The sequence below is a fragment of the Alphaproteobacteria bacterium genome, assembly GCA_005883305.1.
In the GTDB taxonomy this organism is placed as follows: Bacteria; Pseudomonadota; Alphaproteobacteria; order Sphingomonadales; family Sphingomonadaceae; genus Allosphingosinicella.
The window spans coordinates 536,924-549,352 of sequence record VBAC01000001.1 but is presented as its reverse complement, the minus strand read 5'-3'; the positions used below and the strand labels follow the sequence as shown (position 1 = coordinate 549,352).

Sequence of the window (12,429 nt, the reverse complement as noted above, 5' to 3'; positions counted from 1 at the left end):
CGAATGGATCATTATCCCGTCATTGCGAGGAGCGTAGCGACGAAGCAATCCAGTCTGACTCGGCGGCAGCACTGGATTGCTTCGCTTCGCTCGCAATGACGATGGAAGCTCATCAGACCGGGCGAAATGGCGCAGAACCCCAGCTTGCCCGGCGGCTCGGCCTGTTCGACGCGATCATGCTGGTCATGGGCGGGATCGTCGGCTCGGGCATTTTCCTCAACCCCGCCGAGGTCGCGCGCCACGTCTCCTCGCCCGGACTGATCGTCGGCGCCTGGCTGATCGGCGGGGCGGTGGCGATCGCCGGAGCGTTCGTCTACGCCGAGCTCGCCGCGCGGCGGCCCGAAGTGGGCGGCCAATATGCCTATCTGCGCGACGCCTGGGGGCCGATGCCGGCCTTCCTCTACGGCTGGTCGCTGCTGCTGGTGATCCAGTCGGGCGGGATGGCGGCGGTGGCGATCACCTTCGCCCGCCACTTCCACGATCTCGTCGCCTTGCCGGTGCCGGACGGCGCGGTTGCAGCCGGCGTGCTGGCGTTGCTGACCGCGATCAACTGCCTCGGCGTGCGCGCCGGGAGCAACGTGCAGAGCTTCCTAATGGTGCTAAAGATCGCAGTCATCGCGGCGCTGGTCCTCGCCGGCCTGCTCCTCGCCGGCCCAGCCCGGGCGCCGGCCGCCACCTCCTTCGTCGCGGCCGGCGGGATCGGCGCCGCATTGACGCCGGTGATGTTCGCTTATGGCGGCTGGCAGACGTCGAGCTTCGTCGCGGGCGAGATGCGCGACCCCCGCCGCGACCTCGCGCGCGGCGTCCTGATCGGAGTCGCCGGCGTGGTCCTGCTCTACACCGCGGTTGCGTTGACCTGCGTCTACGTCCTCGGCCCCACGGGCCTCGCCGAGACGCGCACGCCGGCGACATCGATCATGCGCCTCGCCTTGGGCGACACCGGGGCGAGCCTGATCGCGCTCGGCATCGCCGTCTCCGCGCTCGGCTTCCTGAGCCAGGGCATGCTGACGACGCCGCGAGTCTATTTTGCCATGGCCGAGGATCGCCTCTTCTTCCGCACGGTCGCCAAAGTGAACGCCAAAACCCATGCCCCGGTCGCCGCGATCCTGCTCCAGGGCATTGTCGCGGTGCTGATTGCCCTGTCGGGCACTTACGGGTCCATTCTGAGCTACGTCGTCTCCGTCGATTTCATCTGGTTCGCGCTGACCGGCGCGGCCTTGTTCGTGTTCCGCGCCCGGGATGCGAAGGGCACGGCATGGTTCGAGGCGCCGGGCCATCCTTTCACCACCGGCCTCTTCGTTGTCGCCTGCGCGGTGATCGTCGGCGCGACGGTCTATAACGACCTCGCCAACAGCGCGGTCGGCTTCATCATCCTCCTCGCGGGCATCCCGGCCTTCCTCTACTGGAAGGCCCGGCGGAACCGCGCATGAGGACCCGGCAATCGGACTATATGCACTGGGCCAAGACCCAGACACCGGCGCGCTACAATCTGGCGTCGAGCGAGGTCCCGCATTTCCCGCTCGACCGCTTCCCGATCGACATCGCCGACCTGCATCTCACCGGCGCCAGCCATTACCGCTATCCGCCGCTGCGCGAGGCGATCGCGCGCAAATGCGGCGTCGATCCGGCATGCGTCGTGATGGCCGACGGCACGTCGATGGCCAACATGCTGGCCATGGCCGCCCTGATCGATCCGGGCGATGAGGTGCTGATCGAGCTTCCCGCCTACGAGCCGATGGTCGCCGCCGCCCGCTTCCTCGGCGGCGAGGTGAAGCGCTTCGTCCGTGAAGGCCCGGAATTCCGCCTCGATCCGGGAGCGGTCGGTAGAGCGGCGACGCCTCGAACGAAGCTGATCGTCCTCACCAACCTCCACAATCCGAGCGGCAACCTTGCCAGTCCGGAACTGCTCCTCCCGCTGGCGGAGATCGCCCCGCACGTACTGATCGACGAGGTCTATCTCGACGCGGCGCCGGGCCAGCGGAGCGCCGTCCTGCTCGGCGATGCCTTCGTCACGACCTCCAGCCTGACCAAGGTCTACGGCCTGTCGGGCCTGCGCTGCGGCTGGATCCTCGCCGAGCCCGCGCTGGCCGAGCGCATGTGGCGCCTCAACGAGTTGTTCGGAGTCGCCCAAGCCCACGCCGACGAGCGGCTCTCCTGTCTCGCGCTCGAGCGGCTCGACGAGATCGCCGCCGAGACCCCGGCCTTGCTCGCCCGCAATCGCGCACTCGCCAATGCCTTCTTTGTCGGCCGCGCGGACATCGAGGTCGCGTCCATGGTCCACAACGTGACCGCCTTTCCGCGCCTCCTCGGCGGCGATGTCGAGCGGCTCCACGGCCTTCTGCGAGAGCGCTACGACACGGCCATCGTCCCTGGACGCTTCTTCGGCCTCGCGGACCATTTCCGCGTAGGCGTCGGCGGGCCGACCGAGATGGTCGAACAAGGCCTGGCCCGCCTCGGGGCGGCCTTGGACAAGCTGGCATGAAGAAGGCCGACATCGCCGAATTCTATCGGCGCCTAGCCGAACGGACGCCCGATCCCGAGACCGAGCTGAAGTCGGTCAACGATTACACGCTGCTCGTGGCGGTCGTGCTCTCCGCCCAGGCGACGGACGCAGGGGTCAACGTCGCCACCCGCGATCTCTTCCGCGAAGTAACGACGCCGGAGCAGATGCTGGCGCTGGGCGAGGAGGGCCTGAAGCGCCACATCAGGACGATCGGCCTGTTCAACACCAAGGCCAGGAATGTGATCGCCTTGTCGAAGGCGCTGGTCGATCGGCACGGGGGCCGGGTCCCGGCCGACCGCGACGCCCTCCAGGCATTGCCGGGGGTCGGGCGCAAGACGGCAAATGTGGTGATGAACGTCGCCTTCGGCGCTGAGACCTTCCCGGTCGACACCCACGTCTTCCGGGTCGCGAACCGAACCGGTCTTGCGGCCGGAAAGAATGTCGAGCAGGTCGAAGCGATTCTCGAGCGGCAGACTCCCGCGCCCTGGCGCCTCGTCGCTCACCACCTCCTAATCCTCCACGGCCGCTACGTCTGCAAGGCACGCAGGCCCGAATGCTGGCGCTGCGTGGTACGCGATCTGTGCCGCTACAAGCCCAAGACCCCGGCGCCCGGCTAGATCACGCCGGGGATGAACCGCTTCACCCGGGTCGCATAGTCGTCATAAGCGGCGCCGAACTCGCCGCGCAGCAGCTTCTCCTCCTCGCGGATGCGGATCGCCGTCCCGATCGCGAACAGGGGAAGCGCGAAGGCCAGGCTGTATTCGTGGCCGAAGGCGATCGCCATGGCGAGAAGGAAGCAGCCCATCGCGGTATAGATCGGGTGGCGAATGCGCGCGAAGACACCGCCGGTGACCAGCTCGTGGCCCTCGCGCATCCGGGCGACGATGCTCCAATTGGCGCCCATCGCCCGCGCCGCGGCGACGAACAGGCCGACGGCGAGAAGCATCAGCACCGCGATAGCGACCGCTTCGCCGATCGCGAGCGGGCTCGTCGGCGGAAGCACGGCGGCGGCACCGCCGAAGCCCACCGCGAAGAAGGCGAGCGACTGGATGAGGACTCCCCAACGCGAGAGGCCGCTCTTTTTCGTCGTGCCCCGCCTGTCCGCACCGGCCGCGCCGATCCGGGTCCAGGCAAGGCTGGCGAAGAACAGCATCGCGCCGGCCAGAAAGGCGATCAGGCCGGGCAGCCCGACCGGCTGGACTTGAACCCATGCGAACATAGAAGCCTTCCCCCCTTCAGCCGCAAGACTAGCATGATCACGGCGGGACGTGCAGCCTCAGCCAGCCTTCAGCCGGTAGCCCACGGCGGGCTCGTTGACGATCAACTCCGGCGCGGATGGATTGCGTTCGAGCTTCTGCCGCAGCGCGCGGACGGCGACGCGGAGATAGTCGATCTGCCCCTCCTGCGCCGGGCCCCACACGGTGCGCAGCAGATGGGCGTGAGAGAGAACACGCCCGGAGTGCTTCGCCAGCTCGGCAAGCAAGCCATATTCCTTCGGCGTCAGATGGACCTCCTCGCCTTCCCGGAGCACCGATCGCCGGAACAGGTCGATCGTGACTCCGTCAATCTCGATCGGTCCCTGATCGGACCCCGGACCCAGATCGACGAGGTTGGAGAGGTAGCGCTCGAGCTTCGTTGCCTCTGAGCCCACGACCGAGACCAAATCCCTGTCGGCCGATCCGCTGCGCCTTAGCGCTTCGACCGCATCGCGGATCGCCTTCAACGGGGGCTGGAGATCCTCCCCGATCGTCGAGAGCAGCATCGTGCGCACCTCATCGCGCTCCCGCACGCGGGCGAACTCATGCGCCTCCGCCTCCAGCCGGCCGCGCTCCAACGCGAGCGCCGTCTGATCGAGCAGATTGTCGAGCAGCGGCATCTGGTCCGGGCGGATGGGCAGAGCGCCGTCGTCCCTCGCGAGCCCCATCGCCGCAATCACGGCTTCCCCGGATGTCAACGGATGGAATTGCCACTCGGTTGGCACTGCCCGGCTAACTCCCCGGCCGGCGCGCTCGCCCCGGTCGATCACCAGGGCAGCGACGGCGATGTCCCCCGGCGGCAGACGAAGCGACCCCGGCGCGCTGGCAAGAAGGGTCGGCCTGGCTGTGCCGCCGACCAGCACGGCATTGCAGTCGAATATCTCGCCCAGCTCGTGCGTGCTGACTTCGGCGACCTCCTTCTCCGTCGTGCAGGTCAGCAGCTGCCGCGCGAGACCGGCGATGGTCGCGTTGCGCGCAGCGTGGGTCTCGGCGATGCGCGCCTGCCTTCGCACGGATGCGGCGAGCTGGCTGGTGACGGCCGCGACCGCGAACAGCACCACGACCGTGACGATGTCGTTCGGATCGTCGATGCGGAAGGTGAGGTGGGGCTCGGTGAAGAAGAAGTTGTAGGCCAGGGCGGAGACCATGGCGGCGAAGAGCGCGGGCCATAGACCGGCAAGCACCGCCGTGGCGATCACCGCCGGCAAATAGAGCAGGTCGACCGCCGCATTGCCCCATCGCGGCGCGAGCGCGAGGCCGAGGAGTGTCGATCCCGCGATCATGAGCGCAGCTTCGGCATATCCGCGCAGCTGCGCGGGGGCGGATGCTCTGCTGGCGGGAAGGCCGACCATGGACGCTAAGTGCGCCGTACGGTTCCGCGCGTCGAGTGCCTACCCACCGACCTCTCCCGGAATCCACATGGAATCTTTATGCCCCCGGACCACACATGCATCGGCCATGGCCACTGTCACGCACCCCGCTGCAGCGCCGGCCGAAGCGCCGAGCGAGATTCACAAGCAGTCGCTGAGCACCGCGATGCTCGGCGCGATCGGCGTCGTCTACGGCGATATCGGCACCTCGCCGCTCTACGCGATGAAGGAAAGCTTCATCGGCCCGCATCCGCTGGCGGTCGATCCGCTGCACATATTCGGCGTCCTCAGCCTGATCTTCTGGTCGCTGATGCTCGTCGTCACCGCCAAATATGTGCTGGTCGCGATGCGCGCCGACAACAAGGGCGAGGGCGGCTCCTTCGCCTTGCTCGCCCTCATCGCACGCAACCTCGGCGAGAGCCGGTGGGCGTCCAGCCTGGTGATCATGGGCGTGCTCGCCGCCGCGCTTTTCTATGGCGACGCGATGATCACCCCGGCCATCTCGGTCCTTTCGGCGGTGGAGGGCCTCACCGTCATCCAATCGAGCCTGCAGCCGCTCGTCGTGCCGGCGGCGATCGTCATCCTGATCGGCCTGTTCGTGGTGCAATCCCGTGGCACCGGGAAGGTCGGCGCGATGTTCGGGCCGGTCGTCCTCCTCTATTTTGCCGTCCTCGCCGTGCTTGGCGTCTGGAACATCCTCAAGCACCCCGAGATTCTGGAAGCGCTGAGCCCGCATTGGGCCGTCCGGTTCTTCGCTTACGATCCCGGCCTCGCTTTCCTCGCCATGGGCTCGGTGTTCCTCGCGGTGACCGGCGCCGAGACGCTTTACGCCGACATGGGTCATTTCGGGCGCAAGGCGATCGGCTTCTCCTGGCTGGGGCTGGTCTATCCCTGCCTGACACTGAACTATTTTGGCCAGGGCGCGCTGCTGCTCGGCACACCGTCCGCGGTCGAGAACCCCTTCTACCTGATGGCCCCGGAATGGGCGCGGCTGCCGCTGGTGCTGATCGCCACCGCGGCGACGATCATTGCCAGCCAGGCGGTGATCTCGGGCGCCTTCTCCGTCACCCACCAGGCAGTCCAGCTCGGCTTCCTGCCCCGCCTCCGGACCGAGCACACCAGTGCCAGGGCGGCTGGCCAGATCTACATCCCGGCGGTCAACTGGGGCCTGCTGGTGATGATCGTGCTGCTGGTCCTCGGCTTCCGCGAATCGACCAATCTCGCCTCGGCCTATGGCATCGCGGTCAGCGGCACGATGATCATCACCACGATCATGCTCGCGGTGCTGATCTTCCCGGTGTGGAAGTGGAACCGCCTGTTCGCAGCGCTCACGATCGGTCTCTTTGCGCTCATCGACGGCATGTTCTTCGCGTCCAACGTCACCAAGGTGGCCGACGGCGGCTGGTTCCCGCTCACCGTGGCCGCGGTGATATTCACCGTCCTGACGACCTGGGCGACGGGCCGCGCCCTGATGCGCAAGCGGCTCGAGCAGGACGCGCTCCCGCTCGACGTCATGATCCGGTCTGCGGCATCGCTACACCGCGTGCGCGGCACGGCGGTCTTCCTGTCGACCTCACCCGATGTCATTCCGACCGCGCTCCTGCACAACCTCAAGCACAATCAGGTGCTCCACGAGCGCGTGCTGATCCTGACCGTCAAGGTCGAGGAGGTGCCGCACGTCCCGCCGGCTGGACGGCTCGAGGTGCATGCCGCCGAGAGGGGCTTCTACCGAGTCGTCCTCCATTATGGCTTCATGGACGAGGTCGACGTGCCAGCGGACCTCGTTCGCATCGAGACCTGCGGTGCGAGGTTCGACATGATGAGCACCAGCTTCTTCCTCGGCCGCCAGAAGCTGATCGCCGCCAAGGAGCAGCCCGGCATGGCGCTGTGGCGCGAACGGCTGTTCGCCTGGATGATGCGAAGCTCGGAAAGCGCGATGGAGTTCTTCAAGCTGCCCACCAACCGAGTCATCGAGCTCGGCAGCCAGCTGCGGATATGAGCGGCGTGGCGCACTAGGAAGAATGGCGCACCCGACAGGATTCGAACCTGTGGCCTCTGCCTTCGGAGGGCAGCGCTCTATCCAGCTGAGCTACGGGTGCATCCCTTGGAGGCGGCGCCTTAGCAAAGGGTATCGGGACGGGCCAGCCCGATCTTTCGCGCCCGCCCGAAGCGGGACCCGGCGCGAGCCTGCAAACTATTGGCAAGGAAGGCGGAAGAGAGCACAATCGCGCAGGGAGGCGAATCGAGATGTTTTTGCGTGGTAAACGGGCGTCCGGCGGGCGGGGAGGCATCGCGCTGGCGCTCGCGGGCTTGTGGAGCGCGGCGTGGCCCGGCGCGGCGATCGCCGGCACTCTCTCCGATCCCCAGGGCTCGGGCGTGATCGTGGCCGCGGTGCGCTGGCTCGAAGGCACGTTGCTCGGGACGATCGCGACGGTCGTCGCGGTGATCGCTGTGGCCTCGGTCGGCTTCCTGATGCTCACGGGGCGGATCAACTGGCGCTACGGGGCGACCGTGATCCTCGGCTGCTTCATCCTGTTCGGCGCGGCGAGCATCGTGGCCGGCATCCAATCCACGGCGGCGATCGGAAACTAGAGCCATGATCGGGCTCGAGCGGGACACCTTGTTCGTCGCGTTGACGCGGCCGCAGATGTTCGCGGGCGTGACCTACAGCTTCTTCATCGCCAATGCGGTGATCGCGACCGAATTGTTCCTCGTCTTCCGCTCGGCCTGGGTGCTGCTCGCGGCCGTCGTCATCCATGGCGTGGGCGCCGTGCTCTGCGTTCGCGAGCCTCGCTTCTTCGATCTGTGGCTGACCAGGGTCTCGCGCTGCCCGCGCGTCAAGAATTACGCGATCTGGCGATGCAACTCCTACCGGCCCTGACCCGCGAGGCGCGGATCGTCGCGCGCGAGCGGCCGGCGGGGTTCCACCTCCCCTATGCCCGCCACGTCGACGATCACACGATCGAGACCCGCGACGGCATGCTGATGCAGATGATCCATCTGCGCGGCCTGCTGTTCGAGACCGCCGACAGCGAGGAGATCAACTACCGCAAGCGGCTTCGCGACGCGATGCTTCAGGCGATCGGCTCGTCGCGCTTCGCGCTCTACCACCACATCGTCCGCCGCCGGATCGGCGCGGAGCTTTCCGCCGACCATCCCGATCCCTTCTCGCGCGAGCTCGACGCCATGTGGCGGGCGCGCCTCTCGACCAAGCGGCTCTACATCAACGATCTGTTCCTGACGCTGATCCGCCGGCCGCTGCAGGGCCGGGTCGGCGCGTTCGACCGGCTGGGCGGCCTGTTCGGCCGCGGTCCCGCCGAAGCCGAGACCGGCAGCGCCTACGAGGTGCGCCAGCTCGACGTCGCCCGCGACGCGCTGATCGCCGCGCTCGGCAGCTACGCGCCGCGGCTGCTCGGCGCCTATGAAACGCCGCAGGGCTTCTGCTCCGAGCCGCTCGAATTCCTCTCCGCGCTCTACAATGGCGAGATGCGCCCGGTGCTGATGCCGATGCAGGATCTGGGCGCCTACCTCCCCTATCGCCGGGTCAGCTTCGGGCAGGAGACCGTGGAGCTCGGCCCGTGCGCCAATCAGGAGCGAAGCTTCCTCGGCCTCGTCTCGATCAAAGACTATCCCGGCCAGACCGCGCCCGGAATGCTCGACGAGCTGCTTCGCCTGCCCTTCGAGCTGACCGTCTCGCAAAGCTTCGGCTTCGTCGAGCGGCAGGCGGCGCTCGGGCGGATGAACCTCGCGCTGAGGCGGATGCGCTCGGCCGAGGATGAGGCCGTCAGCCTTCGCGCCGATCTTTCCAGCGCCAAGGACGAGGTCGCCGCCGGCCGCGCCGGCTTCGGCGAGCATCACATGACGATCGCGATCCGCGGCGACACGCCCGCGCAGGTCGACGAGGGCGTCGCCGAGGCGCAGGCGGCGCTCGCCGATCTCGGGATCAACACCGTGCGCGAGGAGATCGCCATCGAGCCCGCCTTCTGGGCGCAGTTTCCGGGCAATTTCAAATATATCGCCCGCCGCGGCCTGGTCTCCACGGGCAATTTCGCGGGCCTCGCCAGCGGCCACAACTTCCCGCTCGGCCAGGCCGACGGCAACCTGTGGGGCGAGGCCGTCACCCTGCTCGAGACCACCGCCGCCGGCCCTTATTACTTCAACTTCCACCAGGGCGACCTGGGCAATTTCACGGTGATCGGGCCGTCGGGCTCGGGCAAGACCGTGGTGCTCAACTTCCTGCTCGCCCAGGCGCGCAAGTTCCGCCCGCGAATCACCTTCTTCGACAAGGACCGCGGCGCCGAATTGTTCATCCGGGCGATCGGCGGCCGCTACGACCTGCTGCGCCCCGGAGTCCCGTCCGGGCTCAATCCGCTCCAGCTCGACGACGCGCCGGTCAACCGCCAGTTCCTGATCGACTGGGTCACCCTGCTCGCCGGCGGGGCGGACATCGACGAGGTGGCTCGGATCAAGGACGCGGTCGACGCCAATTTCCAGCAACCCGTCGAGCACCGCCGCCTTCGCCATCTGGCCGAGCTGTTCCGAGGCGCGGCGCGGCCCCATGCGGGCGACCTGTGGTCGCGCCTCCGGCCCTGGTGGGGCGACGGCGAGCGCGCCTGGCTGTTCGACAACGAGCGCGACAGGATCGACCTCTCGGCCGAGGCGGTCGGCTTCGACATTACTTCGATCCTCGACGATCCCGCGATGCGCACCCCGGCGATGATGTACCTGTTCCACCGGGTCGAGGAGCGGCTCGACGGGACGGCGGCGATCATCGTCGTCGACGAGGGCTGGAAGGCGCTCGACGACGACGTCTTCGTTCGCCGGATCAAGGATTGGGAGAAGACGATCCGCAAGAGGAACGGGATCGTCGCCTTCGCAACGCAGAGCGCCCAGGACGCGCTCGAAAGCCGAATCGCCAGCGCGATCATCGAGCAGGCGGCGACCCAGATCTTCATGGCCAATCCCAAGGCGCGCGCCGCCGACTATATCGAAGGCTTCGGCCTCACCCCGCACGAGTTCGATCTGGTCCGCTCGCTTCCAGACAGCGCGCATTGCTTCCTGATCAAGCACGGCGCGGAAAGCGTCGTCGCCCGGCTCAACCTCAGCGGCGAGGACCGGATCCTCACCATCCTTTCCGGGCGCGAGCGCACCGTGCGGCTGCTCGACGAGATCCGCGCCGAGACCGGCGACGATCCGGAGCTGTGGATTCCGCGGCTGATGGAGCGGGCATGATCGCGGTCTGCCCAGCAGCCCCCTCGGGCGCCGCCTTCGTCCGGCGGATCCTCGATTTCGTCGATTGCCAGGCGCAGGCGATCGGCGCGGGGGGCTATCAGGCCCTGTCGTCCCCCGGGTCCGCCCTCTCGCTGATGCTGACCGGCCTGCTCACCCTGTTCGTCGCCCTGATCGGCTACCGGATGCTGTTCGGCCAGACTCCGACCGTTCGCGACGGCGTGCTCGCTCTGGTCAAGATCGGAATCGTTCTCGCGCTGGCGACCGGCTGGAACGCCTATCGGACGCTGGTCTACGACGTCGCGATGCACGGGCCTGCCGAGCTTGCCGGCGACGTCGGCCGCCCCGCCGCTCTGCCGGGCTCCGCCGGCGGCTTGGTCGACCGCCTGGCCAATGCCGACCGGATGTTCGAGCTTCTGGCGGTCGAGGGGACGGGCCGGATGATCGCGCCCGCCGCCCGGCCAGGCCAGCCCGGCGGGCTTCCGGTCGCCGTCCAGGGCGCGACTCCGGAGATGTTCCCCGGCTTCGACAGCTGGGCGCTCGGCTGGTCGCGGATCGCCTACCTCACCGGAGCGCTCGGATCGCTGGCGCTCGTCCGCCTGCTTGCGGGCCTGCTCCTCGCGCTGGGGCCTTTCTTCATCGCCTTCCTTCTGTTCGACGGGACTCGCGGCCTGTTCGAAGGCTGGCTCAGGGTGCTGGCCGGGGCCGCGCTCGGCGCGGCCGGCCTCGCGGTCGTGCTCGGAGTCGAGCTGGCGCTGCTTGAGCCCTGGCTCGCCGATCTGCTCTCGCGTCGCTATGCCGAAATGCCGATTCCGGGCGCCGCGGCCGAATTGTTCGTCGCCACGCTGCTGATGGCCTTCGTGCTCGCCGGCGTGCTCTACGGAGCGGCGCGCGTCGCCATGGGATTCAGGATGGCCGCCTTCTGGCGCCTTGTTCCGACCCAGGCGCTCAACGAGCTGAGGGCCCTTCAGCCGCAGCTTGCCGGCCTCTCCCAGAGCGCGCGCGAGAACCAGCTTGAGGGCCGCGCGCGCGCCGCCGCGATCGTCGACGCCGTCACCGCCGCCCAGCGACGCGAAGCGGGAACGCCGGCCGCGGCCCTCGCCGCCGCCGGGCCTGCGGGCGAGCCGGGGCGGCGAATCCATCCGCAGGGCAGGCCGCAAGATCTCGCCGCGCCTGCCCCGGCGCCGCTCGGCCAGAGCTTCCGGCGCCGCACCACCACCCGCGTCTCGGCGACGGCGGGCAGACGGGACATCGTCCGATGAAAAAGCAGACTCGCGAAGCGCTCAACGCTTATTATGTCGAGGCGGACAGCTGGGCCCACGATCGGGTCGACGCCCTCCAGGTGTCGCGCCGCACGGCATGGCGAGTGGCCTTCGGCGCGGCGCTCATCGCCGTGCTCGAAGCTTTCGCACTGATTATCCTGATGCCCCTGAAGACGGTCGAGCCCTACACCCTGCTGGTCGACCGGCAGACCGGCTTCGTCCAGGCGCTGAAGCCGCTCGACGTCGAGCGGATCGCGCCGGACCGCGCGCTGACCCAGTCCTTCCTCGTCCAATATGTCATTGCGCGCGAGAGCTTCGACATCGACTCGCTCCAGGAAAACTACCACAAGGTGGCGCTCTGGTCGGGCGGCCGCGCGCGCGCCGAATATGTCGCCGGCTCGCAGGTTTCCAACCCCGACAGCCCGCTCGCCCGTTATCCCCGGACGACCGTGATCGACACCCGGATCAAGAGCGTGTCGCCGGTGGGGCGGGACGTGGCGATGGTCCGCTTCGAGACTCGGCGGCGCGACGTCGGCGGCCAGCTCGGGCCGCCAAGCGCCTGGGTGGCGGTGATCCGCTATCGCTATTCCGGCGAGCCGATGCGGATCGAGGACCGGTTCATCAACCCGCTCGGCTTCGAGGTCGTGCGCTACCAGCGCAACCCCGAAGCGCTTCCGCCGCAGGAGCAGCCCGCGCCGCCGGCCGTCGTGTCGCAAGTCCAGGTCGTGCCCGGCCCGACCGTCACGGTCCAGACTCCTCCCTCCCGGCCCCAGCAGCCGCCCCAGCCGGAGCCCGAGCTCTGACCCTTC

General features: G+C 68.2%; 11 protein-coding genes and 1 tRNA gene. 9 read left to right on the top strand and 3 right to left on the bottom strand.

Translation table 11 applies throughout. From position 1 onward, the window contains the following. The first annotated feature begins 101 nt into the window (after positions 1–101). The 3 genes from E6G92_02575 to nth are packed head-to-tail and all read left to right on the top strand — an operon-like array spanning position 102 to position 3,120. Positions 102–1,430, top strand: coding sequence for an amino acid permease (locus E6G92_02575; GenBank protein ID TMJ20664.1), 1,329 nt, complete (start codon positions 102–104; stop codon positions 1,428–1,430). Continuing rightward, on the top strand, positions 1,427–2,482 hold the full coding sequence (locus tag E6G92_02570; protein TMJ18744.1) for a pyridoxal phosphate-dependent aminotransferase: 1,056 nt from the start codon (positions 1,427–1,429) through the stop codon (positions 2,480–2,482). Before E6G92_02575 ends, E6G92_02570 begins: the two co-directional genes overlap by 4 nt. Continuing rightward, positions 2,479–3,120: an endonuclease III gene (nth, locus tag E6G92_02565; protein ID TMJ18743.1), complete on the top strand. Its 642-nt coding sequence runs from the start codon at positions 2,479–2,481 to the stop codon at positions 3,118–3,120. Before E6G92_02570 ends, nth begins: the two co-directional genes overlap by 4 nt. Here the strand turns inward: nth and E6G92_02560 are convergent. Both E6G92_02560 and E6G92_02555 read right to left on the bottom strand, forming a co-directional pair. Continuing rightward, complete coding sequence (locus E6G92_02560) at positions 3,117–3,722, bottom strand: isoprenylcysteine carboxylmethyltransferase family protein (GenBank protein ID TMJ18742.1); 606 nt, start codon at positions 3,720–3,722, stop codon at positions 3,117–3,119. The two genes, nth and E6G92_02560, sit on opposite strands and share 4 nt — an antisense overlap. 57 nt (positions 3,723–3,779) lie before the next feature. Further along, a complete protein-coding gene (locus E6G92_02555) occupies positions 3,780–5,111 on the bottom strand; it encodes a DUF4118 domain-containing protein (GenBank protein TMJ18741.1) in 1,332 nt (443 codons plus the stop codon). A gap of 106 nt (positions 5,112–5,217) precedes the next feature. On the opposite strand from E6G92_02555, the gene E6G92_02550 reads away from it, so the two are divergent. Beyond that, positions 5,218–7,128, top strand: coding sequence for a potassium transporter Kup (locus E6G92_02550; GenBank protein TMJ18740.1), 1,911 nt, complete (start codon positions 5,218–5,220; stop codon positions 7,126–7,128). Between the two features lie 23 nt (positions 7,129–7,151). Here E6G92_02550 and E6G92_02545 read toward each other — a convergent pair. After that, positions 7,152–7,228, bottom strand: a tRNA-Arg gene (locus E6G92_02545). A gap of 148 nt (positions 7,229–7,376) precedes the next feature. Between E6G92_02545 and E6G92_02540 the strand changes: the two genes are divergently transcribed. The 5 genes from E6G92_02540 to E6G92_02520 are packed head-to-tail and all read left to right on the top strand — an operon-like array spanning position 7,377 to position 12,423. After that, positions 7,377–7,721: a type VI secretion protein gene (locus E6G92_02540; protein TMJ18739.1), complete on the top strand. Its 345-nt coding sequence runs from the start codon at positions 7,377–7,379 to the stop codon at positions 7,719–7,721. A gap of 4 nt (positions 7,722–7,725) precedes the next feature. Beyond that, entirely contained in the window at positions 7,726–8,010 is a 285-nt protein-coding gene (locus E6G92_02535) for a type VI secretion protein (GenBank protein ID TMJ18738.1), read from the top strand. Then, positions 7,989–10,361: a VirB4 family type IV secretion/conjugal transfer ATPase gene (locus tag E6G92_02530; protein ID TMJ18737.1), complete on the top strand. Its 2,373-nt coding sequence runs from the start codon at positions 7,989–7,991 to the stop codon at positions 10,359–10,361. Before E6G92_02535 ends, E6G92_02530 begins: the two co-directional genes overlap by 22 nt. Further along, complete coding sequence (locus E6G92_02525) at positions 10,358–11,620, top strand: hypothetical protein (protein TMJ18736.1); 1,263 nt, start codon at positions 10,358–10,360, stop codon at positions 11,618–11,620. Before E6G92_02530 ends, E6G92_02525 begins: the two co-directional genes overlap by 4 nt. After that, positions 11,617–12,423, top strand: coding sequence for a hypothetical protein (locus E6G92_02520; protein ID TMJ18735.1), 807 nt, complete (start codon positions 11,617–11,619; stop codon positions 12,421–12,423). Before E6G92_02525 ends, E6G92_02520 begins: the two co-directional genes overlap by 4 nt. The last annotated feature ends 6 nt before the right edge of the window (positions 12,424–12,429 follow it).

Excerpts from the sequence above, each read along its gene's own strand:
- E6G92_02555 (TMJ18741.1), bottom strand. The coding sequence starts at position 5,111 with ATGGTCGGCCTTCCCGCCAGCAGAGCATCCGCCCCCGCGCAGCTGCGC.
- E6G92_02525 (TMJ18736.1), top strand. The coding sequence starts at position 10,358 with ATGATCGCGGTCTGCCCAGCAGCCCCCTCGGGCGCCGCCTTCGTCCGG.
- nth (TMJ18743.1), top strand. The coding sequence starts at position 2,479 with ATGAAGAAGGCCGACATCGCCGAATTCTATCGGCGCCTAGCCGAACGG.
- E6G92_02535 (TMJ18738.1), top strand. The coding sequence starts at position 7,726 with ATGATCGGGCTCGAGCGGGACACCTTGTTCGTCGCGTTGACGCGGCCG.
- E6G92_02575 (TMJ20664.1), top strand. The coding sequence starts at position 102 with ATGGAAGCTCATCAGACCGGGCGAAATGGCGCAGAACCCCAGCTTGCC.
- E6G92_02540 (TMJ18739.1), top strand. The coding sequence starts at position 7,377 with ATGTTTTTGCGTGGTAAACGGGCGTCCGGCGGGCGGGGAGGCATCGCG.
- E6G92_02520 (TMJ18735.1), top strand. The coding sequence starts at position 11,617 with ATGAAAAAGCAGACTCGCGAAGCGCTCAACGCTTATTATGTCGAGGCG.
- E6G92_02560 (TMJ18742.1), bottom strand. The coding sequence starts at position 3,722 with ATGTTCGCATGGGTTCAAGTCCAGCCGGTCGGGCTGCCCGGCCTGATC.
- E6G92_02550 (TMJ18740.1), top strand. The coding sequence starts at position 5,218 with ATGGCCACTGTCACGCACCCCGCTGCAGCGCCGGCCGAAGCGCCGAGC.
- E6G92_02530 (TMJ18737.1), top strand. The coding sequence starts at position 7,989 with ATGCAACTCCTACCGGCCCTGACCCGCGAGGCGCGGATCGTCGCGCGC.
- E6G92_02570 (TMJ18744.1), top strand. The coding sequence starts at position 1,427 with ATGAGGACCCGGCAATCGGACTATATGCACTGGGCCAAGACCCAGACA.